Origin of the sequence: Thalassospira sp. MCCC 1A01148 (genome assembly GCF_001613795.1) — a bacterium.
In the GTDB taxonomy this organism is placed as follows: domain Bacteria; phylum Pseudomonadota; class Alphaproteobacteria; order Rhodospirillales; family Thalassospiraceae; genus Thalassospira.
The window spans coordinates 184,594-210,477 of sequence record NZ_LPVZ01000020.1 but is presented as its reverse complement, the minus strand read 5'-3'; the positions used below and the strand labels follow the sequence as shown (position 1 = coordinate 210,477).

The following is a 25,884-nucleotide window of genomic DNA, read 5'->3' as shown; positions in this document are numbered from 1 at the left end:
GGGATCAGTCCATCCCTTGTGCTTTGCGCTGTACCGGCTTGCGCAGCATGATGACAGCCACACCGCACAGAACAACGATACTGCCGATGATTTTAAGCAGCGAGAACTGTTCGTCAAATACAAGGAGCGAGCCGATAACACTGACCACGGGTGCCAGAAGCATCCAGGGAACCACCACATTCACATCCTGAGTTTTCAGCAAGTGATACCAAAAACCATAGGCAACGATAGAAGACATCACGACGGTAAATGTCAGGTTAGCCCACGCCACCCAGCTTGCTTCGGCAATCGCCTGAAAGGCATGTGGTTCAAAGATCAGGGACAAGACCAAGAGTTGCGGCGCTGCCATCAACGCCATCCAGCCATTAAGCTGAAAGGTGTCAATGTCGCCCAGTTTCTTGATCATGACATTGGCAACCGCCCACATGAAGGACGCAAACACCACGAGCAACAGCGGCAGTTGCAGCTCTGTCATGGTCGGATCCCAGAACATGATGGTCACACCGATAAAGGCCAGTGCCATGCCCGAAAGCCGTTTCCATCCCAGTCGATCATTGAAGAAATAGGTAGCAAGCATAGATGAAAACGGTACGCCCAGAAGGATGATGACGGCGACCGGGCCAGCATCAATCATCGACAGGGCATAAAACAGAACGCCGAAATGCAGTCCGCCGAATGTTACCGAAATAAGCGCGAGTTTTCCGATACGCCCCCGCGGTACCTGTGTGAATGGAATCAACAGGATCGCCACGGCTGCAAAACGCATCGCGGTCAGGATAAAGGGTGGAATTTCGCCAACCGCGCCTTTGACGGTCAGCATATTCACCCCCCAGATGACGGCGACAGTAAAGGCCATAAGCAAGGCTTTGATCGGCATGACGAGGCCTTTCGGTAAAAGGGGCGGTATCGACATCAAGGATATCAGACAGTTGGTCAAGCCCGCCCATTTTTTAGACGGCCTCTAATCCCTTGATCCGATGTTTTGGCGCGAAGCACAAATGAGTTGTTCTCAACTCTGGCCTAAACTGTCACGAAATGGTTTGGCTTCGGGTTAACCCTGACCAAGTTCTTCGCGCAGCATTTCAAGCTCGAGCCAGCGTTCTTCCGAGGACTCCAGTTCCGCACGGGCAGCGTCCAGACGGTCTACTTTCTGCTGGAAGCCGTCCGGGTCCTTGGTGAACAGGTCACTATCAGAAAGCGCGTCCTCAAGAGTTGCGATTTCGCTTTCGAGTTTGGCCATGGCATCTGGCAGGTTATCGTATTCGCGCTGGTCCTTGTAGCTCAGCTTGCCAGATGGCTTTGACTTGGGCGCGCTGGCCTGCGCTGTTTTCTTGACCTGTTTCGCAGCAGCTTTTTCTTCCTTGGCCGCCTCGGCGCGCGACAATTTGCGCTGGGCGATATAGTCGGAATACCCGCCTGCATATTCGATGGCAGTCCCATCGCCTTCCATCACGATGGAGGATGTAACCACGCGATCAAGGAAATCACGATCGTGGCTTACCAGAAGAAGTGTGCCTTCATAGTCGCTCAGCATTTCCTGAAGCAGATCGAGCGTATCCATATCCAGATCGTTGGTCGGCTCATCCATGATCAGAAGATTGGTCGGCTTTGCCAATTGCTTGGCTAGCAATAACCGATTGCGTTCACCGCCCGAAAGCGCGCCAACCGGGCTTCGCGCCTGTTTTTCATCAAACAGGAAATCACGCAGATAGCTGACCACATGGCGCGGGTTGCCACGTACCATGACCTGATCACCGCCAACATCACACAACGTATCCCAAAGGGTTTTGTCGTCATCAAGGGCGGCGCGTTTCTGATCGAAGTAACTCGGATTAAGGTTGGTACCGATCTTGATCGTGCCACTGTCGGGTTCAAGCTGGCCGGTCAGCATCTTCAAAAGCGTGGTTTTACCCGCCCCGTTCGGGCCGATAATGCCAACCTTGTCGCCGCGCATGATGCGGGTGGAAAAGTCCGATATGATCGGGCGGTCACCAAACGACTTGGCAGTGTCAGTGGCTTCGATCACGACCTTGCCCGATGATTCACCGGCATCTGCCGCAAGCGATACATTGCCAATGCGATCAACCTGCTGGGAACGCTGTGCGCGCATGTCATAAAGCCGGCGCAGGCGACCCTGGTTCCGTTTGCGGCGCGCGGAAATACCCTGTACCGACCAGACGGTTTCCTGTGCAATCAGCTTATCAAGTTTGGCGCGTTCCTCGGCTTCCTTGCGATAGATTTCCTCGGACCATTCCTCGAACTTGGCAAAGTTGATCGCACCTTGATGCATCACACCACGATCCAGCCACAGCACGCCATTGGACACGGCATTGAGAAATGCACGGTCGTGCGAGATCACGACAACAGCACCACGGAAATTCTTGATCTCGCCTTCAAGCCATTCAATCGTCGGCAGATCTAGGTGGTTGGTCGGCTCATCAAGCAACAGGACCTGTGGGTCCGCAATCAATGCACGCGCGATGGCTGCCCGGCGGCCTTCACCGCCTGAAAGCTGCTTGGGATCGGATTTCGGATCGATATCGACCGATGCCAGCAACATGTCAGAGCGATAGGAATATTCCTCTTCGTGCTCGTCCAGGGCCGAAAGAACAAATTCCTCGACCGTGTCGTAACCGTCGAATTTCGGTTCCTGGTTCAGATAAGCCACCTTGCAGCCCGGCTGAACAAACCGTTCGCCACCGTCGGGTTCGATTTCCCCGGCGATGATTTTCAAAAGCGTCGATTTTCCGCCACCGTTACGCCCGACAAGGCACAGGCGATCACGATCCCCGATGGCAAACGACACATCGGAAAACAAATCGTTCCCGCCAAAGGTCAGGTGAATGTCATTTATATTGATCAGCGGTGGCGCCATGGAAAAACCGATAAGCTTTAAAGTTTGAATCCGGTCACAATAACCGGCCCCCTGCAAACAGCAAATCAGGCGCTGTTGCAAGGGAAATCATCTGTTGACGGGGCAGATCTGGCGGGCGGATGCATTCAGGGTCGGTTATCTGATGCCACGTTCCTTACGGATCTGATCCCAAGCAGCATTGATCCGCGCCATCTTTTCATTGGCCTGTTCGATGAACTCGGGCGGCATGCCCTTGGCCATAAGGGTGTCAGGGTGGTTTTCGCGCGACAATTTGCGATGTGCCGATTTCAGGTCGTCGTCACTGGCATCGCGGGTCAGACCAAGCTGCTCATAGGGATCCGGTCCATTTGATGCGGTAAACGCATGATGGACACGGTCAAAATCAACATCGGCAAAGCCAAAGATATGGGCGACCTTCTTGAGGTAATTCTGTTCTGCCGGATGGAGTTCACCATCGGCCATGGCAATCTGATAGAGCGCCTCAAGCACGCCTTCAAGGATTGCGCGCTCTCCACGAAACATGGTGGCCATCTGTTGGGCATAAATCTCAAAACCGTCAGATGACTTGCGTGCCATATCAAATATGCGGCCGACATTCTTCTCTTCGCCCGGCGGGATATGAAACACGCGTTTGAAAGTGTTGATTTCATCGCGACTGACATGGCCATCGGCCTTGGCCATCTTGGCGGCTAGCACGATCACGCCAGTGGCAAAAGCGATTTGTCTGGTATCAGGGCCCCCGATATGAGGGCCGCTTGCGCTTTTACTGTTCTTGAGTTTGTCAACTACGTGGCCAGCTGCCGCGCCAAGAATTGCACCCAGTGGTCCGCCCAAGGCAAAACCTGCTGTGCCACCAATTATTTTACCCCAGATGCTCATGGGTGATCATTGCCCTGTTTGTAGTTTCCCTGCGAAGCACCATATCCCAATGAATAGGTGTCACGCGCTAGCCAGAGCACAAACATAGTGTGCACCCGTTAAAAGGAAATGCCTTAATTTCGGAGAGGGTATGTCCAAAGGTAGGGGGAATTAATAATTAGTCTATACTTTAGTGTTTGGATATCTACTGATGGTAGAATATTATACGGTGAAGAAATACCGAAATAAAGAAAACTGAAATAAGAAGTGGGGTGGAAAAATGTCTTTCTTGTCGCGCATGAAGCTGCTTTACCAGATATCGCTGCTCAGTCTTGTAGCGTTGGTGATTTTTGCCATCGTTGGGGCGACGCAATTCATTGCCGATCAGCAGCGTCAGTCTGCCCAGGTGATCGCCAAGGATGCGAGTGAGGATTCCCAAGTTGTCGGGGACGTTGCGCGGGCCTTTCTTGATGCCCGCCGTCATGAGAAAGATTTCGTTCTTCGAAAACGTGAAGAGTATGTCGTCGCCCATGGTGAGGCCGCGGCTGCAATTCGCGCCGGGTTGGAAAAACTTTCGGGGCGTGAAGAACTCGGCGCACTTCTTGAACAGGTCAATCAGGTGCAGTCAGCGGTCGATAATTATGTTGTCGAATTCGCGACTGTCGTCGAACTGCAGCGCAAGGTCGGACTGGATAAGAGTTCCGGATTGCTGGGGGAGATGCGCAATGCGGCCTCAGAAGTCGAAGGTGCTCTTGGCGAAGTTGCCAAGCTGGAAGCGATGTTGGGGTTGACCAACACCAAGGATTTGTCGATTGCGTTGCTAGAAATGCGTCGCGACGAAAAGGACTTTCTGGCGCGTCTTGATCCGGCCTATGTCCAAAGCGTCGAAGAGAATGCCAAACAGTTTTCTGCGGCGCTTGAGCGCGCAGGCAGCATCAAGGATGACAAGAAAGAACAACTTGGCAACCTGATGAAATCCTATGTAGAGGATTTCAAAACGCTTGCCGCGGCAGCCCTTGAGCGCGAGGAATCCCTGAAGCGTCTGAGTACCTATTACGCGGCGGTCGAACCCATTCTCGATACTCTGCGCGTTGAAGTTCAGACGGTTGCAGAAAACATGCAATCGCGGGCTGAGGAAATCGCACATACAGGGGTTCAGGTTACCTTTGCGATCTTTATCGCTGGTGCGATCATCATGGTTTTGCTGTCGTTTGTTTTGGCGCGTGCCATTGTGCGTGCGATCACCGGCCTGACAGCCAAGATGGCCCGACTGGCCAAAAACGACTTTGACGTCAAGCTTGATGAGGCCGACCGCAAGGACGAAATCGGTGAAATGGCCCGCTCTGTGATGGTGTTCCGTGAAAACGGGTTGGAGCGTCAGAAACTTGAAGCCCAGCAACGCGAGCTTGATGAAAAACAACGCCAGCGCATTGAACAGCAGGAAAAACACATCCGCGAGTTTGATGATGACGTTGTCGCGATGATGAGCGAGGTCGGCACCGCGGTACAACAATTGCACTCCGTGTCGGAAGCTTTGCGCAATAGTGCGGCCACGGCCAATGAACAGTCCACGACTGTTTCCGCAGGCAGCGAGGAAGCATCATCAAATGTGCAACTTGTGGCGACAGCCGCGACCGAGCTTTCCGCATCCATTCATGAAATCGCCGGACAGATCAGCGATACCTCCAATATGGCCAACAGCGCCAGTGAACGTGCCCAAACAACCAACGACGACATTCAGGGTTTGAACGCTGCTGCTGTGCGGATCGGCGAGGTCATCAGTCTGATCAGTGATATTGCCGAACAGACGAACCTTCTGGCACTGAATGCAACGATTGAGGCGGCGCGGGCCGGTGATGCCGGCAAAGGATTTGCGGTCGTCGCCAGCGAAGTCAAGAACCTTGCCAATCAGACTGCCAAGGCGACCGAGGATATCTCAAGCCAGATTAACGATATTCAGCAGGCAACCCAATCAGCAGTCGATGCGATTGACGGCATCGTGCAAATGATCGCCGATATAAGCGAGCGGGCTTCGGCCGTGGCGGCTGCTGTAGAGCAACAGACTGTCGCTACAAGCGAAATCTCCCAGAATGTTGAACAGGCTGCATCTGCCACCAGCGAAATTTCCAATGCTATGCAAGGTGTTTCAACTGCGGTGGCCGAAACCAGCGAGGCGGCCAACGACGTGCGCGGGTCGGCTGACAACCTTGGCCGTCAAAGCGATGGGCTTAGCGAACGCATCGACAGCTTCCTTGCCAGAATGCGCTCGATCTCCTGAGGCACTTGGCGAGGCTATGAGTATGGAGACAAGGGGGAAGAGTGGTCTTCCCCCTTGTTTTGTTTCGACTGAAAACAAATGTGACTCACAGTCAAGACGAGACAACGGGCGCGCCAATTCAGCTGGCTTGGCGACAAAATACTGCGGGTGGGCACATTTGAACGATCAATCTGCATCGTAATCAAGCTGTGCGACTTCTCAGAAGCAACGATTGCAAGCCCTTGGATGTCTTCAATTCGTTTTGAATTTTATCTGCGCTGATGACTAAGCCGAGTGTCGTAGCATCAACGCGATCAATCTCTGTGGGGCTGAGATGAATTTTCTTTCCAGAATGAGGCTTCTTTATCAAATATCCCTGATCGGTGCCGTGTCACTTGTAATATTTGTTGTGGTCGGTGGGGTTCAATTTGCAGCCGAGCATCAAAGACGATCTGCGCAATCAATTGCCGATATGACCCTTGATAACAGGTTGGTCGCGGATGCTATTTCAAAGGACTTCCTGAACGCCCGCCGGCGAGAGAAAGACTTTCTTCTGCGCAAAGATGAAAAGTACGTTGCTCAGCATGCGGATGTCGTTGCCAGTGTTATCGCGGGGCTTGAACAATTGTCACGCGAACCAAGTCTTGGGGCGTTTGATGCGCAGATCTCCCAAATTGAAACAGCTTTTGCGAATTACACAGCGAAGTTTGCCACGGTTGTCGCGCTGCAGCGGCATATCGGCTTGAACGAAGAAGAGGGCCTTTTGGGGCGCCTTCGTGGTTCAGTGCACAATGTTGAAGAGGCGCTTAAGAAATACAACGCAGATAACCTGACAGTGATCATGTTGATGATGCGCCGCCACGAGAAAGATTTTCTCGCCCGGCTTGATCCAAAATATGTTGGGCGCATAGATGATCGTCTTGCAGAGTTCGGGCCAGCTTTGGCTGCATCAGCCATTCCGGCAGACGACAAGGCAAGAATCTCTGACCTCATGAAGTCTTATGTAACTGACTTCAAAGCGCTTTCAGCCAAAATCCTTCAGCGCGAGGAAGAACTGGGCTTTCTTTCTGCATTCTACGCGGAAGCCGAACCAATTCTTGATGACATCAGTTTGGCGATTGGCTCTATCGCAACAGCGGAAAAGCAGCGTGCCGAACAAATCGCTGCGACCAGCCTTACAGTAACTATTTTCATGTATGTGGCGGGTATTGTTGCGCTGCTGGGGCTCTCGCTTTTGTTGTCAGGTGCAATCGTCAGGGCAATTTCGGGCCTGACAGGCAAAATGACCCGTTTAGCTGACAACGATTTTGATGTCGAAATCAATGAAGTGAACCGTTCGGACGAAATCGGCGAGATGGGGCGTGCCGTGCGAGTATTCCGCGAGAACGGGATAGAGCGAGCCAAACTCGAAGAGGCCCAGCGTGCTCAGGATGAACGACGTCGCAAGCGGATGGAAATCCAGGAGCAGTACATCAAAGAATTCGACGAGGCCGTTGTTGCCGTGATGTCAGATGTTGGGTCTGCGGTCGAGCAACTTCATCAGGTCTCAAACGTCTTGCGAGACAGTGCCAAAACCGCAACCGATCAATCAATGGCGGTATCATCGGGAGCCGAGGAAGCATCATCAAATGTTCAGCTTGTTGCTACGGCGGCGACGGAGCTGTCCGCATCCATTAACGAGATTTCTGGGCAAGTCACGGAAACCTCAAACATGGCTGTTTCAGCAACTGAACGTGCGCGCAGTACGAACGACAATATTCAGGGGCTAAATGACTCCGCAATCAAGATTGGCGAGGTCATCAGTCTGATCAGTGATATTGCCGAACAGACGAACCTTCTCGCACTGAATGCAACGATTGAGGCTGCCCGTGCTGGTGATGCAGGCAAAGGCTTTGCTGTTGTGGCAAGCGAGGTCAAAAACCTCGCCAAGCAGACAGGTAAGGCAACTGAAGATATTACCAGTCAGATCAACGATATTCAGGAGGCCACTGGACTTGCCGTCGACGCAATTGACGAAATTGTCAAAATGATCTCCGATATCAGTGAACGCGCCTCAGCCGTTGCTGCTGCGGTCGAGGAGCAAACAGTTGCCACAAGCGAAATTTCGCAAAATGTCGAACAGGCGGCATCGGGGACCGAGGCAATATCGTCGGCAATGCAAGGCGTTTCGGCAGCGGTCGGAGAAACGAATGCCGCGGCAGGTGATGTCAATGATGCGGCCAATAATCTCGGGACGCAAAGTGGTGATCTTCGATCCCAGATTGACGGTTTCCTGGAACGTATGCGGGCACTTTAATGACGAATTGTCGATAAGTATAAGGCAGCAGGGGTTTGCCCTGCTGCCTTTATCAAGATAAAATGCCGACAAACTTGCAGTGATATTGGTTAAAAATAGCTGCAATACCTCATCATACAGGACAACGGGGAACGTCGGATGGCTGATAAAACACGTATCGTATCATCGTCACATCTTGTCTCGGAACGCGCCGCCGAGCTGTCGGAACTTGAATTTGCGCTGATTCTGTCAGGCAATGCGTTTAACCGATGGATGGTGCGGTGCATGCGTGCGGCCGGTATGCCTGATGTGTCGGTTCTCGATATTCTGGTGCTGCACAATGTTAATTCGCGCGAACGGGAAAAAAGTCTGTCTGAGGTGTGCTTTGTCCTTAATGTCGAGGACAGCCATCTTGTGAACTACTCGCTCAAAAAGCTTCGCAAACTAGGTTTGGTCGAAGGGGTTAAGCGCGGCAAGGAAGTGCATTATGCAACCACGGCCGATGGGCGCGATATGTGTGAGAAATATCGCCAGGTACGTGAAGACTGTCTTGTTGAAACCTTCCAGCGTCTGGGAGTAAACAGCGAAGAAGTCGGTGATGTTGCCAAAACCCTGCGTGCAATCTCGGGCGTGTATGATCAGGCATCACGGGCGGCAAGTTCGATCTAGGTGCCCAAACCGATCACGTTGCAGATTTTACTTTATTGATCCTAAAAAAAGTTGCGGGCGGCAGTTGATATCGACTGCCGCCCGTTTTCTTTGGTTTAACAAACGCTTAGAGATCTTCAGTCCATTTTCTGACAGTTTTTGGGTTGCAGTTTTTGCATGGTAGTTATGAATCAACATTGACAATTTATCGGTAAAATGTGATCAATGTGTCGGGAGGCTACATTGGAGTCTCGATACGCGTAAACGTGTATCGGCTTGCATCACACACAGGGAGACTTGAGAAATGTTGAAAAAAGCACTTTCTACCGTCGCAGTTGCAGCGATCACCATGTCGGCTGGCTTTGCATCGGCTGAAGAAACTTGGGATATGGCGACCCCGTATCCTGACGCGACTTTCCACACCCAGAACATCATCGAATTCGCCAAGGACGTGAATGAGGCATCTGGTGGCGAACTGAACATCACCGTTCATTCCGGTGGTTCGTTGTTCAAGCATGCAGATATCAAACGTTCGGTTCAGCGTGGCCTGATCCCGATCGGCGAAACCCTGATTTCGCTGCTGGCCAACGAAAACCCGATCTACACCGTTGACGCGATCCCGTTCCTGGCGACTTCCTATGAAGGTGCCAAGAAACTTTGGGAAGTTTCACGTCCGGGCATTGAAGCGGCTCTGGCAGAAGACGGCCTTAAAGTCCTTTATGCTGTTCCGTGGCCGGCTCAGGGCCTTTACACCGCAGACGAAGTCAACAGCGTTGCTGACCTCGAAGGTGTGAAGTTCCGTGCCTATAACGCGACCACGTCCGAACTGGCGTCGCTCACCGGCATGGTTGCTACCCAGGTTGAAGTTCCGGAAATCCCGACCGCATTCGCAACCGGCATTGTCGAGGCAATGATCACCTCGCCGTCGACCGGTGCGAACTCCAAGGCCTGGGACTTTGTTTCCAACTTCTACGACGTTCAGGCATGGTTGCCGAAAAACATGGTTGTCGTAAGCGAAAGCGCATTTGACGGCCTGTCGGCAGACGTTCAGGCCGCTGTTCTTGAAGCGGCAGCCAAAGCTGAGACCCGCGGTTGGGAAATGAGCATGGCAGAAGCCGAAGCCAAGAAGAAAATCCTGGCTGAAAACGGCATGAACGTTGCTGCACCGAGTGCAGAACTCAAAGACGGTCTGGCAGAAGCTGGTGACAAAATGGTCGCCGGTTGGCTGGAAAAAACCGGCGACGAAGGCAAAGCAATCGTCGACGCGTTCAAGAACTGATCATCAGTACTTGCCATTTGTCGGGGCCGGACGGTTTTCGTCTTCCGTTCGGTCCCGGACAATCCGCACATTTTAATGCTACTGTCCGTTGATTGCGATAGTTCGCTTTGGGAATGATCGTTGGCGGAAAGGGGGACTGCTGTGCGCAGACTGCTAGACTATTTGTTCAAATTCAGCGCCGTTTTGGCGGCCGCGTTTTTGGTAATCATTGCTCTGCTGATTTTGGCTCAGTCGCTGGGGCGTCTCGTCGGGATCGCTGTGCATGACGCCAACGAGCTGGCAGGGTTTTCGCTGGCTGCCGGTACGTTCCTTGCCCTTGGTCCGGCCTTGCGTGCCGGAACCCACATCCGGGTCATGATCGTTCTGTCGCACCTTAAAGGGCGCGCCCGCCGTACAGTCGAGGCAATCACCTTGCTGGCTGCGATCTATCTTGCTGGTTACTTCGCCTGGTGGATGGCGGTTCTGGCACAGGAAAGCTTTTCATACGGTGATACGTCGCCGGGTGTTCTGGCTTTCCCGCTATGGATCCCGCAAACCGCCATGGCTTTCGGACTTGTTGTCTTCACCATTGCCCTGCTCGAAGCGTTTGTTGACCTTCTGGCTGGCCGCGAACCCGCTTTTGTTGGCGGCGAAGCAAACGAATTGAACGAGTAGGGGGCGGTCATGGACGTACTTCAAATTGGTCTTATCCTGATGGGCCTGCTGTTCCTGTTTCTGGGCGCTGGTCTGTGGGTTGCACTTGCACTTTTTGCCATTGGCGTTTTTGCCATTGATGTTTTCACCAGTGCACAAACCGGTCCCATCATCGCGACCACAGCATGGTCAAGCCTTGCGACCTGGTCCTTGGCACCGCTGCCGCTGTTTATCTGGATGGGTGAAATCCTGTTTCGGTCCCGCCTTTCCGAAGACATGTTCACCGGGCTTGCCCCGTGGTTGAACAAGCTTCCGGGCCGTTTGTTACATGTCAACATTCTGGGCTGCGGTATTTTTGCTGCGGTGTCGGGGTCTTCGGCCGCGACAGCGGCCACCATCGGGCGCATGTCGATCCCTGAACTTCGTAAACAGGGCTATGCCGATAGCCTGATCCTGGGCACGCTAGCCGGGTCCGGCACGCTGGGTCTTCTGATCCCGCCGTCGATCATCCTGATTGTTTATGGTGTCTCGGCCGAGCTTTCCATCGCCCGTCTGTTCATTGCCGGTGTTATTCCCGGCGCCATGCTGATCATCATGTTCATGAGCTTCGTTGGCATCTGGGCCACGATCAACAAGGACAAGATGCCAGCTGCCGAACCCAGCATTCCGTTTGCCGAAAAAATTCGCGCATCCGGTCGTCTGATCCCGGTCATCCTTCTGATCGCGGCTGTGATCGGCTCGATCTATGGCGGGGTTGCCACCCCGACCGAGGCTGCGGCCTTTGGCGTGGTTGGCGCGCTGATCCTGTCAGGCCTTAGTGGTTCGCTTTCAAAGGAAAGCCTGCTTGATGGCATTATGGGTGCGACCCGCACATCCTGCATGATCTGCTTTATCCTTGCAGGGGCCGCAGTGTTGACCGTTGCCATGGGCTTTACCGGGGTGCCGCGTGAACTGGCCGCATGGATCGCCCATATGGATCTGTCACCATATGCGTTGCTGGCAGCCCTCACCGTCTTCTTTGTCGTTCTTGGTTGTTTCCTTGACGGGATTTCGGTGGTGGTTCTGACCACATCGGTGATCCTGCCAATGGTGCAGGCGGCAGGTATCGATCTGTTGTGGTTTGGCATCTATGTGGTGCTGGTGGTCGAAATGTCGCAGATCACGCCACCGGTCGGCTTTAACCTTTTTGTTCTGCAAGGACTGACAGGCAAGAACCTGTTCAAGATTGCAGTTTCTGCTTTGCCATTCTTCTTCTTGCTGTTGTTTGCAGCCCTTTTGATCACCGTTTTCCCGGGGATCGTCACATGGCTGCCAACGCAAATGAGTGGCTAACAGTTCATTATTTGAACTGACCAAAATACTCGAATTTTCTGAATACAGATGCCTGAAGGAGTGCGCATCATGGCACCGCTCGACCAAAAATCGCCCAACTCGCAGACGACTGGACAGCCAAAATGGCAGTTCTGGATCGATCGCGGCGGCACTTTTACCGATATCGTTGCCCGCAAGCCCAATGGCGCGCTTGTCACCCACAAGCTGCTGTCGGAAAACCCCGAACGCTACAAGGACGCCGCCATTCAGGGCATCCGCGAATTGCTTGAAGTCCCGGCAGAAGAGAAAATTCCAGCCGAGAAAATCGAAGCCGTCAAAATGGGCACAACGGTTGCAACCAATGCCCTTCTCGAACGCAAAGGCGACCGCACTGTTCTGGTCACCAACAAGGGCTTCCGCGATGCGCTGCGTCTGGCCTATCAGAACCGCCCGCGTCTGTTTGATCGCAACATCATCCTGCCCGAAACGCTTTATGAAACCGTGATCGAGACCGCTGGTCGTTTTGACGCGCAGGGCAAAGAGCTCGAAGGGATGGACCTTGATGCCCTGCGGGCGGACTTGCAGAAAGTCTATGACAGCGGCATTCGCGCCTGTGCCATCGTGTTCATGCATGGTTATCGCTATACCGCACATGAACTGGCGGCTGAAAAGGTTGCGCGTGACATCGGCTTTACCCAGGTGTCCGTCAGCCATCAGGTCAGCCCGTTGATGAAGCTGGTCTCGCGCGGGGATACCACCGTGGTTGACGCCTATCTTTCGCCGATCCTGCGTCGTTATGTCGAACAGGTTGCCGGTGAACTGGGCGGTGTGAAACTGATGTTCATGCAATCCAACGGTGGTCTGACCGATGCCGTCAAGTTCCAGGGCAAGGACGCGATCCTGTCGGGGCCTGCTGGCGGGGTTGTCGGCATGGTACGCACGGCAGAAATGGATGGCTACAAACAGGTCATCGGTTTTGATATGGGCGGCACATCGACTGATGTTTCGCACTATGACGGCGAATACGAACGCGACTTTGAAACCCAGGTTGCCGGTGTGCGCATGCGCGCACCGATGATGAAAATCCACACGGTTGCGGCCGGTGGCGGGTCGATCCTGCATTTTGATGGGGCGCGTTTCCGCGTTGGCCCGGACAGTGCCGGTGCAAATCCGGGGCCTGCGGCCTATCGCCGTGGCGGTCCGCTGGCGGTGACTGATATCAACGTCATGCTGGGCAAGGTCCAGCCGGACTTCTTCCCGAATGTTTTTGGCCCCGAGGGTGACGAACCGCTCAATGCCGAAGCCGTCCGCAAGGGCTTCGAAGACATGGCGGCCGATATCGAAAAGAACACCGGTCAGGTCCGCACACCCGAAGAAGTCGCCGAGGGTTTCCTGCGTATTGCTGTTGAAAACATGGCAAACGCGATTAAGCAGATTTCGGTACAGCGCGGCTATGATGTCAGTGATTATATTCTGCAGTGCTTTGGCGGTGCGGGCGGTCAGCATGCCTGTCAGGTTGCCGATACCCTTGGCATGACCAAGGTCTTTGTTCATCCATTCGCCGGCGTTCTGTCGGCCTATGGCATGGGCTTGGCCGATATCCGTGCCATGCGTGAACAGGCCGTCGAAGGCCAGCTCGCCGCTGAAGGCTTGGCTGATCTCGATAAGCAGCTTGACGCTCTGGCAGTCGATGCTTTGGCTGAACTCAAGGAGCAGGGCATCGGGGATGACAAGATCCGCCTGCTGAAACGTCTGCATCTGCGCTATGACGGTACCGACACCCCGCTGATCGTTGATTTTGGTGATGTCGATGCCATCAAGGCCCAGTTCGAAGAGCAGCACAAACAGCGTTACGGCTTTGTCATGAGTGAAAAGCCACTCGTGGTAGAGGCCGTCGCGGTTGAAGCCATTGGTGAAACCCAAAGTCTCCCGGCGTCGTCGACTGAACTTGATGGTGCGGAAGTCATGCTCAAGCCACTTGCGACCCGTCCGGTCGTATTTGATGGCAAAACCGAACAGACCCCGTTCTACAAACGTGAAAACCTGAAACCTGGTGCGACTGTGCGTGGTCCGGCGGTGATTGTGGAGCCGGTCGGCACCACCGTGATTGATCCGGGTTGGGAAGCCAAGGTGAATGGTCTTGATCATCTGATCCTGACCCGCGTTGTCGCGATGAAACGGACTGAAGCGATTGGTACCCAAGCCGATCCGGTGATGCTTGAAGTATTCAACAACCTGTTCATGAACATTGCCGAACAGATGGGTGTGACCCTTGCCAACACATCATATTCCGTCAACATCAAGGAACGTCTGGACTTCTCGTGTGCGGTGTTTGATCAGGAAGGCCTTCTGATCGCCAACGCCCCGCATATGCCTGTCCACCTTGGTTCGATGGGTGAATCGGTTCAGGCCGTGATTAAAAACAACGCCGGGAAAATGAAGCCGGGCGATGTCTATATGCTCAATGATCCGTATAACGGCGGTACGCATCTGCCTGACATTACCCTGATCACGCCGGTCTTTGGCGATGATGGCAAGGAAGTGCTGTTCTATGTCGCATCGCGTGGTCACCATGCAGATGTCGGGGGCATCACGCCGGGCTCGATGGCGCCGAATTCGCGTGTTCTTGAAGAAGAAGGCGTTCTGATCAACAACTTCAAACTGGTTGATCAGGGCACGTTCGATGAAAAAGGTCTGACCGACCTTCTTGAAGGTGCGAAATATCCGGCACGTAACCCTTATCAGAACATCGCCGATCTGCGGGCCCAGATCGCCGCCAATGAAAAGGGTGTGCAGGAACTGCGCAAGATGGTCGAACACTTTGGCCTTGATGTGGTGCATGCCTATATGCAGCACGTTCAGGACAACGCCGAAGAAAGCGTACGTCGTGTGATCGACGTCCTTAAAGACGGTGAATATGCCTACGAGATGGATAATGGCGCGGTTGTCCGCGTCAAGGTCACCATCGACAAGGCAAGCCGTTCGGCGACGGTTGATTTCACGGGCACATCCGACCAGCTTGATAACAACTTCAACGCGCCATCGGCTGTGACCCGTGCGGCTGTGCTTTATGTCTTCAGAACACTTGTCGATGACGACATTCCGCTCAATGCCGGGTGCCTGAAGCCGGTCAATCTGATCGTGCCCGAAGGATCGATGCTTAATCCGCGTTATCCGGCCGCTGTCGTTGCCGGTAACGTCGAAACCAGCATGCATGTCACCGATACGCTGTATGCGGCCCTTGGCGTGCTTTCCGGTGGTCAGGGCACGATGAACAACTTCACCTGGGGGAACGATACGCACCAGTATTACGAAACCATCTGTGGCGGTACCGGTGCCGGGCCCGACTTTGATGGTACGGCAGCTGTTCATTCGCACATGACCAACTCGCGCCTGACCGATCCGGAAGTGCTTGAATGGCGTTTCCCGGTCCTGCTCGAAAGCTTTGAAATCCGCAAAGGATCAGGTGGTAACGGCAAGCACAAGGGCGGCGATGGTGCAATCCGTCGTGTTCGCTTCCTTGAAGACATGACCGCATCCATCCTGTCCAACCACCGTCGTGTGCCGGGTCAGGCCTGTGCGGGCGGTGAACCCGGAAAGCTTGGCCGCAATGCCGTTGAGCGTGTTGATGGCACAGTGATCGAGCTTAAGGGCACCGATGGTGCGGAAATGCATGCGGGGGATGTCTTCATCATCGAAACCCCGGGTGGTGGCGGCTACGGCAAGGCCTGATAGCGCCACACAACCAGATGTCCCGGGCCGGGAATGTGTTCCCCCCTTAAACACCTGATGTTTCCGGTCCCCAAAGCCGCCTTGCTTCCCTGTTGCAAGGCGGCTTTTTCTTGATGTTCTTTTGCGCATACCCACATTCAGTTGCGATTAGTCACTGAAATCAACGACATTGCCCATTGAGGCCCGTGGTCAAATCAACCATGATCACGGGTGTTGCTGCGATCTTGGATACGAAATGCCATGCACCTGCCCGCGCAGGCGGTGTTTCGGGGATCAGATTGGCCTGAACAGGACAGGAAAAGAGCGCCGTGAAATTCTTCATATTGAACCAGCGTTATTTCGTCATCGCCGGTGTCGTTGTTCTGGCATTGGCATCAGTGATCCTTGCGCTTGCGATAGATATCTGGTTCTGGCTGCCTGCCATCGTCTTCGGGCTGCTGGTGGTGGTCGGGTTTCATGACCTGTATCAGAACAAGCACTCGATCCTGCGCAACTACCCCATAAGCGCGCATATTCGCTTCATCCTTGAAAGCTTCCGTCCGGAAATCCGCCAGTACCTTCTTGAAAGCGATCAGGACGAAATCCCGTTTAGCCGTCAGGCGCGCGGTCTTGTCTATCAGCGCGCCAAGGGTGTCGAAGACAAACGTCCGTTTGGCACGATCGAGGAAGTTTATAAATCGGGCTATTCGTGGATCACCCATTCCGTTGCGCCCAAGCACATTACCGATACCGATTTCCGGGTGCGTGTTGGCGGCCCGCATTGCAAGCAACCCTATGACTGCAGCCTGTATAATATCTCTGCCATGAGCTTTGGCGCGCTTTCAGGCAATGCGATCCTTGCCCTGAACAAGGGGGCGAAAAAGGGCGGCTTTGCCCATGATACCGGCGAAGGCAGCATTTCACGCTATCACCGCGCCGGCGGCGGTGATCTGATTTATCAGGTGGCGTCGGGCTATTTCGGGGCGCGCAATGAAGATGGCAGCTTTTCCGAGGAAAAGTTTGCCATAACCGCCGCTGACCCACAGGTCAAAATGATCGAGGTAAAGCTTAGCCAGGGCGCAAAGCCGGGCCATGGCGGCATGTTGCCTGCGGCCAAGATTACCCCGGAAATCGCCGAGGCGCGCGGGATTCCGATGGGACATGATTGCGTATCGCCCGCCGCACATAGCGTGTTTTCAACCCCGATTGGCCTGATGGAGTTCATTGGCCGACTGCGCGATCTCGCAGATGGCAAGCCCGTCGGGTTCAAGCTTTGCATCGGGCATCGGCGCGAATTCATGTCGATCATCAAGGGGATGCTTAAAACCGGCATTACGCCGGACTTTATCGTGGTCGATGGCAAGGAAGGCGGCACAGGTGCTGCCCCGGTCGAATTTGCCAACCATGTCGGCATGCCGATGCAAGAAGGCCTGACATTTGTTCATAATGCGCTGCGCGGGGCTGGTTTGCGCGATCAGATCAAAGTCGGTGCTGCGGGCAAGATTGTCTCGGCCTTTGATATTGCCCGGACCCTTGCCCTTGGCGCGGACTGGTGTAATGCCGCACGTGGCTTCATGTTTGCTTTGGGCTGTATTCAGGCGCAAAGCTGTCATACCAACTGCTGCCCTGTCGGCATCGCGACACAGGATAAAATCCGCCAGCGCGCCCTTGATCCGGGTGACAAAAGCGAACGTGTCGCACGCTTCCATAAAAACACCATGCATGCGCTCGCCGAAATCACAGGCGCAGCCGGCCTGACCGACCCGCGCAATTTCATGCCCTATCACTTCATGGTGCGCCAGAAAGAAAACGAATTCGTTGATGGCAACGAAGCCTATCCCTATCTACCAGAAGGGTTCCTTCTTTCAGACACGGAAATCCCGGAACTGCATGAATGGCATTCACGTTGGGGCCGCGCATCACCGGAAACCTTCGAGCCGAAAGAGATCCCGGTGGGCCCCTATAAACGGGCACAGGCGATTGCTGGTGAGAAGGCGGCACAGTAGCCGCTGACAGCCACTACGATCTTGCTGAGTTTTCGTTACAGACCAATGGAACGAGTAAATGGATGAACTGAATCCCAGCGTAATCATTGCTGCATTCATTGCGGGGTTTTTCTCGTTCGTCGGCATTATCATTAGCAAAGAAAACAAGACTTCTGAATTCCGCCAAGACTGGATTAATTCGCTGCGATCGGAGGTGGCCAATCTGATTTCATGTGCCAGAGCGGCTGTCGACGGGTATCAGTTTAAGGTTGAAGATGTCCCGGGGCATTGGGAGAGAATGAAGCCAGATTTCCAAAAAATGAATGAGGCAGGTGCCCGTGTTCGAATGCTGTTAAATCCATCTGAGAGCTTATCAAAAGAAGTACTGAGCACACTTGTTCAAATGGAGAAGCTATTCACGAATGATCAAGGTCCAGACCGTGAGAAGTTATATTCTCTTGACCGCAAGTTGGTCGAACAGGTGAATGCCGTTCTTAAGGAAGAATGGGAAAGAGTGAAGGCCGGTGAGCCGGCTTACAAGCGTACCAAGTATCTTGCTGGGGTAATCTCAGTAATTGCATTTTCGATGACTTTGGTTTGGTTCTTTATGTATTTGGATGCGTCATAAATTAGCCCGGCTGTCAGAGCAGCCGGGCTTTTCTGTTAGCGTTGACATAGTTCTGCGCGAACTGCGAGCAGCCCTTCGCGGGTAATGCGGTAAGGTCCGCCGCCTTGTGAACGGATCAGTCGGCGTTTGCGCAGCTTCTTGAAGACTTCAAGCGTACAGGCGGTCAGAAACCAGCCATCGCGTGTGATGCAATCTGCTTCAAGAACATGGTTTTTGTCGTCCTTGATCACTTTGATCAGTCCGCCTTGTGCGAGTGCATGAAGCACGCGCTGTTCATTCTTTGAAATATTCATCGGTCAAAGTCCGAAAACCAGTTGGGAAAACGGTTTTCGATCGGGACGGGCACAACAGTACCGGTCACGCGCACCCGATTTAAGGTCGGGCAGGCGGTCCGATCTGCTGATCAGCGGTCTGGAAGCTGGAAAGACGCTAAGCTGTCAAACCGCGATCAGCGGCTGTGCCGGGACTCTGACATAAAATCTCCGATTAGTGTTCGGATGCAAATTTGTCCGATTGCGCGCAGTTGTCAAGCTGCGCGCTGCATTTCCAGCATCGGAACGTGTCGGTCATTGATCGGGCCGGTCACCATAAAGCCGAACTTGCGATAAAACGCCTTGGCACGTTCATTGGTCACCGGAACGGTCAGGCGTACATTGCTGCGCACACCGAGATCTGCCAATGCATCAAGGGCCGTGATCATCAATGCTTTGCCGGTCCCGTTACCCAGGACCGAGGGATCGACCACGATCCAGCGAATTTCCGGCGTTTCATGAATGGCAACAACATAACCCAGAAGAACATCGTCACGTGTTGCGACATAGACGGATTGATTTTCGGAATCGATCCCGGTGACAAATGCTTCGATGGCAGTGTTGGTCAGGCAATGGTCGAGTGAAACGGGCGTTTCGTCGGTGTCATCAACAACACAGCAGGCTTCATTTGCGCGCTCTGAAATCGCACGAACCTCTGGCAGGTCGTTGATAGTGCCTTTGCGTATCTGCATATCATGCTCTAAGTCATTGTTCTTAGGGGCGGACCCTTTGCGAGGAGTTTCGCCCAAAAAGAATACCGGGAGGTTAATGCCTCGCAGTTGCCAATGGGCGGCGTGGCATTTCGGTGATGACTTGCAGGGGCTTGTGGTGAAGGGCCGGGCGTTACTTGCGTCGACTTTTCTTGTCACGATACATTTCCATATCGGCAACCGCCATCATGTCTTCCAGGCTTTTATCCAGCGGATGGAAAAACACCGACGCACCTGAGCTGATCTGCGGTGTTTCGCGGATGGGGGATTTTGAGTTCGGCACGGTCAGCTTCACTTGATCAAGTGCGTTGCGTACCCGGGTGACGATGGTGGTCAAGTCACCCCGGTTACGCACATATCCAAGAACGGCAAATTCGTCACCGCCGATGCGTCCGCAAATATCGACTTCGCGGATACTTTCGCTGATGGCGTCGCCAACCGCGCGCAGGGCTGCATCCCCGGCAGCATGGCCATAGTCATCATTCCAGTGCTTCATGTTATCAAGGTCGATAAAGATGATCCCGATGTGATGGTGATAACGTTTGGCAATGCGGATTTTCTGATGGGCGAGCAATTCAAACCCTGCACGATTGTTCATACCTGTCAGCGGGTCACTCATCGACAGATTGCGCATGATTTCATATTGCTCGTACAGGCGCAGGTCAGCTTCGATCAAATCACGGAAGACTTCCATCAACTCCTGAAGCGTGTCGTCATATCCGGTCGGCTTTCGATCAAAGACACAGAGGGTTCCAAACACAGTCCCGTTGGGCCACAACAACGGGATGCCGAGATAGGAAACATATCCTTCCTCGGTCAGTTCGGGGTTGTCGGCCCATTCCGGCTTGTCGCGGGCATCGCGTTCATAAAGAGCCAGCTTTGTTTCCACGACCCGGCGGCAATAGACATTGGAATCCAGTGGTTCGGGTTTTTCCGAAATGTGCGGATGCGGATTGTCAGGGTTCTGACTGGTTAGCGCGGCGCGATAGCCGTATTTTTCATTGTATTCAACAACGTAACCTGCCGTCGCACCCAATAGCTTGGTCATCAGGTCGACAACACGTTGCCATTTATCAAGCGACGCCGTCATGGCCTCGTCCTGAGTGATCCAGTCGACTTTCCTTAGCAAGACCATCGCATGCGCCTTTGCCCCTTTGCTGATCAAAGTGCCCAATCAGCGTTATCTACACCATAGCACAGTACTATAAGGAAGTATAAGAAACCTCTTAACAAAATGCTTTCCCATCAACATCTTGAGGCCGATTTTTCAAACAAGCCCATAAAAAGGTGAAACCGTGTGTTTGCGGCGTGTGGATCGCGCCCATTTGTCGTGTTTTTGCCCCTTTTTCTTGCGATTGGAACCGACAAGTTCCAAACTTGTCCGATAGATCCGATCAATTCAGATAAACAGGAGACGCCCGGATGGCAGACGTGATCGATTATACGATCCATGGCGAAGAAATGCAGTTGGTTGAAATCGAACTCGATCCGGGCGAAGGCGTTCGGGCAGAGGCCGGGGCCATGATGTATATGGGCGACGGTATTGCCATGCAGACCGGTACGGGTGGCGGCCTGTTTTCCGGATTCAAGCGCATGCTGACCGGCGAGGGCTTCTTTATCACAAGCTTTGTCCATGAAGGATCGGGCAAGGGGCATGTTGCCTTTGCTGCGCCGTACCCCGGCAAGGTCGTGCCGCTTAATCTGGCCGAGCATGGCGGCGAGATCATCTGTCAAAAGGATGCGTTTCTGTGTGCGGCATCGGGCATTGATATCGACATCGCCTTTTCCAAGAAGCTTGGTGCCGGTTTGTTTGGCGGCGAAGGCTTTATCCTGCAACGTCTGAGCGGTGATGGCATGGCTTTCATGCATGCCGGGGGGACAATCATCCGCAAGGATCTGCAGGCGGGTGAGACTCTTCGGGTTGATACCGGTGCGTTGGTGGCCATGACGCCGTCGATTGATTATTCCATCAAGTTTGTTGGTGGCTTTACCAATGCCCTGTTTGGGGGTGAGGGGCTGTTTGTCACCACCCTTGAAGGGCCGGGTACTGTCTGGCTGCAAAGTTTGCCATTCTCGCGTCTGGCAGACCGTATTGCCGCTGCCTTGCCGCAGGATCGTAACAAGGGCTAAGCCCGACAAGTGATCCGGATGTTGGGCACAGCAAAAAGCACTGGGGATATCGTCCTTTGATATCGGCACGGTATCCCCGGACCCCTCACAGGGAAATAGTGTGATAATTTTTTGCTGTTTTCCGGCAAAAGGTAATACCAATTTCAGGCATCAGGGCGTAGGGTGTCTGCCAAATTTCTGTCCGCCGTTGCCTTCCCCACAGTCAAAGGGCATCCCGGACAAACGCCATCAGGACCACAAAGGCCGAAAGAGTAAAATCATGTCAGATCGTCAGTATGAACGTATCGAAACCCCGGAAAGTCTGATCAGCGCTTTGCGCGAATTGCTTGGTGATCGTCTTTCCACTGCCGCGTCCGTGCTTGAACAGCATGGCAAGGATGAAAGCTGGCATGAGGCATCACCACCCGATGCGGTGGTCTTTGCAAACTCGACCGAGGAAGTGGCCGAGGTCGTAAAGCTGTGTGCTGCGCACGATGTTCCGATCGTGCCGTTTGGCACCGGCTCGTCGCTTGAAGGTCATGTTGCCGCGCTTCGCGGCGGGATCTGTATCGACGTATCGCAGATGAATCAGATCCTTGAAGTGAATAACGAGGATCTTGATTGCCGTGTTCAGGCCGGTGTGACCCGTGAACAGCTCAATGATTATCTGCGCGATACAGGTTTGTTCTTCCCGATTGATCCGGGGGCCAATGCCTCTATCGGCGGCATGACCGCGACACGTGCGTCGGGTACCAATGCGGTGCGTTACGGCACCATGCGTGAAAACGTTTTGAGTCTGACGGTTGTGACCCCGGATGGCAAAATCATCAAAACGGCCAACCGTGCGCGTAAATCTTCGGCGGGCTATGACCTGACCCGTCTGTTTGTCGGTTCCGAAGGTACGCTGGGTGTCATTACCGAAATCGGCCTGAAGCTTTATGGTATTCCCGAAGCGATGTCGGCAGCCGTCTGTGCCTTCCCAACTGTCGAGGATGCCGTTAACACCGTCATCCTGACCATTCAGGCCGGTATTCCGGTCGCCCGTATTGAATTTCTTGATCCTTTGCAGGTCCGTGCGGTCAACAACTATTCCAAGCTGGACCACAAGGAAGCGCCGACCCTGTTCTTTGAATTCCATGGCACAGAGGCCGGGGTGAAGGAACAGGCAGAATTCGTGCAATCGGTCGCCGAGGAATTTGGTGCCGAGGAATTCCAGTGGGCTACCCGTCAGGAAGATCGCAACAAGCTTTGGGCGGCACGTCACAAGGCCTATTACGCGTCGCTTCAGCTTGAACCGGGCAAGGCCGGCATGCCGACCGATGTCTGTGTGCCGATTTCAAAGCTGGCCGAGGCAATTTCAGAAACCCGTGCTGATTGCGATGCCAGCCCGCTGACCTGCACGATCATTGGTCATGTTGGCGATGGCAACTTCCATACCCTGATCCTGCTTGATCCCGAAGATCCGGCCCAGATGGAAGAAGCCAACCGCCTGCACAAGCGCATGGTAGAACGTGCACTTAAACTTGGCGGCACCTGCACCGGCGAACATGGCATTGGCTATGGCAAGCTTGATTTCATGGTGACCGAGCATGGCGAAGACACCATCGCGGTCATGCGTGCGATTAAAGCAGCGATTGATCCCAAAGGTCTGATGAATCCGGGCAAGCTGATTCCGGGTCTTTGATATCATCAGACAAATAAGCTTATCTCATTGAAAACGGGGCCACTTGGCCCCGTTTTTTGTTCTCGCCTCAGAAGCGGAAGGAAAGCGATAGGGATCCGAACTGGTCCGCCCCGCTTTGCGCGGTGAATTCCGGTGTGCGGTAAACATGGGTATAGGTCAAGCGTGCCTGTCCAATGATGACCGCGAGACCAACCTGCAGATCGCCAACCCATGGTTCCTTGTCCACCGACGCACTGTCGGCAAAGGTGTTGCCATCAAGGGTGATGTCACGTGCGACATAGCGTCCCGCAAACCCGGCAAACACATAACCGCTCAGCGGGAAGCCATCGGTGTCTGGAACAAAGAAATCCGATCCCGGCAGGCTGGGACGGATGCGCGGTGGGCCATAATCGGCAGGCAGGTCAAAGCCCATCCGGAACATCGTGCCCAGTTCCGCATTGGTAAAGGCATTGCCCACCGTTACGGCGCCGTGCGGGGTGGCGTCGAACTCAACACCCAACAGATCAGCCTCAAACCAGCCACGATACTTCCGTTCATAGGTCACACCAATGATCGGTTCGTTCTTGATTTGGTTGTTCCAGCCTTCGGGATGGGGGCTATCGATCAACTTGTGGACAAACGATTGCGTTTCATCGGCAAGCGATGCCGGACCAACCACGCCAAGGGTCAGTTCCAGCGTATCAATCCGCGAATAGTTGCTGTCCGAACCAGTTTTCTGCTGACCGGTGTCGGACAACAGTCCCGCCGTGCCATACAGCATCCCGGCCCATGGGCGGTCATTGGGCTGATTTTCCGCAACCGTAATGTCATCGGGCGTGTACATGGTCTGGCCCAGCGAGTAACTGGTGCGAATTCGGCCTTCCGATGCAAAGAACGGGACTTTCTTGGCAACGTTCAGAAAACTTGCCGGTGCGTTGTCCTCGGGCGAGATAAAGGCAAGGCGGACACCATTCGTGTAATGCTGATCGCTGTTGGTGGGCGTGAACAGATCATTTTCAACCGACAGGGATACGCCCCACTTGTCATCCGGGGCACGGGTCGATTGCGGGCCATCCGCGGTATCGGTCTGCGCAAGTGCACCTTTCATCCCCATCAGCAAGACAAAAAGCGGGGCGGAAATGGTGATGAAATGACGAAGCGCACTGGCCTGATACATGATCGAAATTACTCGTAAAAGCAGTTGGTTGCGATACACCGATCTGGTGCCGTCCGATCTTGGACAATTTATGGCAAGCATGCCAGCGAAGTTTGGGATCTGTGAACGATGTCTCACCCGTCGTGACACAGGTTGATTACCACAAATCTTAAACCTCCAGATACGGCGTTTGTTCCGTCGCCAGCGATAAGAAAATTGAACCGGGCCCCCAACAGAAAACGCCGCCCTTGTTCAGGCGGCGTTTACGCATTGATCTTTTATCGGTTTGTTTCAGGGGACCTGTCGGCGCAATCGGGCGACTTCGGCCTTGCTTTCATCAATGATTCCGCGATAGGCGTGCCAGCTTGAAAAGCCCAGAAGCGGCATCGTGATGGCAAGACCGAACAGGAATACGACCATCCCGCAAGCAGACAGGATGGCGATAACAGCGCCCCATCCAATCAGAACCTTCCAGTTTTTGCGAAACGCCCAAACGCTGATGATGACGGCGGTAATCACATCCACATCGCGATCAACCAGAAGCGGGATCGATACCACCGATACCGCAAAGGCAATCACGGCCAAAACACCGCCCAGCAGGCCGCCGGTAATCAGGAATGTAATGGCATCGCGCGAGAAGAAGGTTTGCCACACCAGAACATCAAGAGATGGCATGGTCCCGTTGTAAAACAGTGCAAACAGCAGCATTGCAATGCGCGTCCAGGCCAAGAAGAACAGCATCAAGAGTATGCCGATGGCCCCGATCTGCCCCGGATTGCGGCGGAAACCGTTCAGACTGTGCCACAGGGTGACGTTTTCGCCCATCTCAAGACGGCGGCTTGTTTCATAAAGCCCAACGGCCACCAGCGGTGCAAGCAGCATGAAACCGGCCGCAAGGGGCAGCGTCAGGTAAGGCTCTCCCGACCGGAAGATGCTGAGTACGATCAGCCAGCCAGCAATGGTGCAAAGCGCGCCATACGTCAGACCGATGGCGGGCGTTCGTTTGAAATCGCGCCATCCGGCTTGCAACCAGGCGCCCGATTGATCTGTGGTGATGGTACGTATGACGATTCCGCGCTGACCGGGATCGACCGCTTCTTTCGGCGTTTCGATTGTTGTTTCGGTCATTTTAATCCTCCCTGTCGCGATTGCGTACAACGATCATTCGATTTGAATGAAAGTCAGGATCGAGTTTCTTTTTGTTTTTTAAAATGTATCATTTTGAAAGCCGATTTCCACATCCAATTGATTTTAAACTATGTATTTCGCCATCTGGTAAGTTCGAAAATCTCGTTAAGGGTTTACTTTCCGTGGATTCCGGTTTTGTTTGTAATGCTTCAAAACAATGCAAATTCAAGATGATGCTTGATCCTCGGGCTGTGTTGGCACACATGAAGATGGTGCGAATGGAACACGGGGAGTGATCCCGGCGTTACTGAATGATCAAACGTGCCCGAAATAAGCTATAATCTTTG

Annotated in this window: 19 protein-coding genes; 11 read left to right on the top strand and 8 right to left on the bottom strand. The window is 53.7% G+C overall.

The window, feature by feature from the left end; genetic code table 11:
• Positions 1–4: 4 nt before the first annotated feature.
• The 3 genes from AUQ43_RS10555 to AUQ43_RS10545 all read right to left on the bottom strand — a co-directional run bounded on the left by AUQ43_RS10555 (position 5) and on the right by AUQ43_RS10545 (position 3,754).
• Positions 5–913: a DMT family transporter gene (locus AUQ43_RS10555; protein ID WP_232310654.1), complete on the bottom strand. Its 909-nt coding sequence runs from the start codon at positions 911–913 to the stop codon at positions 5–7.
• Between the two features lie 138 nt (positions 914–1,051).
• A complete protein-coding gene (locus AUQ43_RS10550) occupies positions 1,052–2,875 on the bottom strand; it encodes an ATP-binding cassette domain-containing protein (protein WP_062956255.1) in 1,824 nt (607 codons plus the stop codon).
• A gap of 135 nt (positions 2,876–3,010) precedes the next feature.
• Positions 3,011–3,754 carry a TerB family tellurite resistance protein gene (locus AUQ43_RS10545; RefSeq protein ID WP_062956254.1) on the bottom strand — a complete coding sequence of 248 codons (744 nt, stop codon included), beginning with the start codon at positions 3,752–3,754 and terminating at the stop codon, positions 3,011–3,013.
• Between the two features lie 259 nt (positions 3,755–4,013).
• Here AUQ43_RS10545 and AUQ43_RS10540 point away from each other — a divergent pair, with 259 nt between their 5' ends.
• The 9 genes from AUQ43_RS10540 (at position 4,014) to AUQ43_RS10500 (ending at position 18,460) form a co-directional block, all read left to right on the top strand.
• Positions 4,014–6,011: a methyl-accepting chemotaxis protein gene (locus tag AUQ43_RS10540; protein ID WP_084272058.1), complete on the top strand. Its 1,998-nt coding sequence runs from the start codon at positions 4,014–4,016 to the stop codon at positions 6,009–6,011.
• 367 nt (positions 6,012–6,378) lie between these two features.
• Positions 6,379–8,286: a methyl-accepting chemotaxis protein gene (locus AUQ43_RS10535; protein ID WP_232310653.1), complete on the top strand. Its 1,908-nt coding sequence runs from the start codon at positions 6,379–6,381 to the stop codon at positions 8,284–8,286.
• A gap of 138 nt (positions 8,287–8,424) precedes the next feature.
• Positions 8,425–8,934 (top strand): winged helix DNA-binding protein, encoded by a 510-nt coding sequence (locus tag AUQ43_RS10530; protein ID WP_062956251.1) that lies wholly within the window; start codon positions 8,425–8,427, stop codon positions 8,932–8,934.
• Positions 8,935–9,217: 283 nt separating this feature from the next.
• Positions 9,218–10,192 (top strand): TRAP transporter substrate-binding protein, encoded by a 975-nt coding sequence (locus tag AUQ43_RS10525; protein ID WP_062956250.1) that lies wholly within the window; start codon positions 9,218–9,220, stop codon positions 10,190–10,192.
• Positions 10,193–10,333: 141 nt separating this feature from the next.
• Positions 10,334–10,846, top strand: coding sequence for a TRAP transporter small permease (locus AUQ43_RS10520; RefSeq protein WP_062956249.1), 513 nt, complete (start codon positions 10,334–10,336; stop codon positions 10,844–10,846).
• Positions 10,847–10,855: 9 nt separating this feature from the next.
• A complete protein-coding gene (locus AUQ43_RS10515; RefSeq protein ID WP_062956248.1) occupies positions 10,856–12,157 on the top strand; it encodes a TRAP transporter large permease in 1,302 nt (433 codons plus the stop codon).
• 69 nt (positions 12,158–12,226) lie between these two features.
• Positions 12,227–15,868 carry a hydantoinase B/oxoprolinase family protein gene (locus AUQ43_RS10510; RefSeq protein WP_062957240.1) on the top strand — a complete coding sequence of 1,214 codons (3,642 nt, stop codon included), beginning with the start codon at positions 12,227–12,229 and terminating at the stop codon, positions 15,866–15,868.
• A 308-nt stretch (positions 15,869–16,176) separates the two neighbouring features.
• Complete coding sequence (locus tag AUQ43_RS10505; RefSeq protein ID WP_062956247.1) at positions 16,177–17,853, top strand: FMN-binding glutamate synthase family protein; 1,677 nt, start codon at positions 16,177–16,179, stop codon at positions 17,851–17,853.
• Between the two features lie 58 nt (positions 17,854–17,911).
• Positions 17,912–18,460, top strand: coding sequence for a hypothetical protein (locus AUQ43_RS10500; RefSeq protein WP_062956246.1), 549 nt, complete (start codon positions 17,912–17,914; stop codon positions 18,458–18,460).
• 35 nt (positions 18,461–18,495) lie between these two features.
• On the opposite strand, the gene AUQ43_RS10495 is transcribed toward AUQ43_RS10500, so the two are convergent.
• The 3 genes from AUQ43_RS10495 to AUQ43_RS10485 form a co-directional block, all read right to left on the bottom strand.
• Positions 18,496–18,753 (bottom strand): YjhX family toxin, encoded by a 258-nt coding sequence (locus AUQ43_RS10495; RefSeq protein WP_008889624.1) that lies wholly within the window; start codon positions 18,751–18,753, stop codon positions 18,496–18,498.
• A 233-nt stretch (positions 18,754–18,986) separates the two neighbouring features.
• A complete protein-coding gene (locus AUQ43_RS10490; RefSeq protein WP_062956245.1) occupies positions 18,987–19,463 on the bottom strand; it encodes a GNAT family N-acetyltransferase in 477 nt (158 codons plus the stop codon).
• 151 nt (positions 19,464–19,614) lie between these two features.
• Positions 19,615–20,616, bottom strand: a complete 1,002-nt coding sequence (locus AUQ43_RS10485; protein ID WP_232310652.1) for a sensor domain-containing diguanylate cyclase — start codon at positions 20,614–20,616, stop codon at positions 19,615–19,617.
• Positions 20,617–20,903: 287 nt separating this feature from the next.
• Here AUQ43_RS10485 and AUQ43_RS10480 point away from each other — a divergent pair, with 287 nt between their 5' ends.
• Together AUQ43_RS10480 and AUQ43_RS10475 are read left to right on the top strand one after the other, a co-directional pair.
• Positions 20,904–21,611: a TIGR00266 family protein gene (locus AUQ43_RS10480; RefSeq protein ID WP_062956244.1), complete on the top strand. Its 708-nt coding sequence runs from the start codon at positions 20,904–20,906 to the stop codon at positions 21,609–21,611.
• A 259-nt stretch (positions 21,612–21,870) separates the two neighbouring features.
• Positions 21,871–23,274: an FAD-linked oxidase C-terminal domain-containing protein gene (locus tag AUQ43_RS10475; protein WP_062956243.1), complete on the top strand. Its 1,404-nt coding sequence runs from the start codon at positions 21,871–21,873 to the stop codon at positions 23,272–23,274.
• Between the two features lie 67 nt (positions 23,275–23,341).
• Here AUQ43_RS10475 and AUQ43_RS10470 read toward each other — a convergent pair whose 3' ends face one another.
• Positions 23,342–24,430 (bottom strand): lipid A deacylase LpxR family protein, encoded by a 1,089-nt coding sequence (locus AUQ43_RS10470; RefSeq protein ID WP_062956242.1) that lies wholly within the window; start codon positions 24,428–24,430, stop codon positions 23,342–23,344.
• Between the two features lie 270 nt (positions 24,431–24,700).
• Positions 24,701–25,537, bottom strand: coding sequence for a DUF2189 domain-containing protein (locus AUQ43_RS10465; protein WP_062956241.1), 837 nt, complete (start codon positions 25,535–25,537; stop codon positions 24,701–24,703).
• Positions 25,538–25,884: the final 347 nt, after the last annotated feature.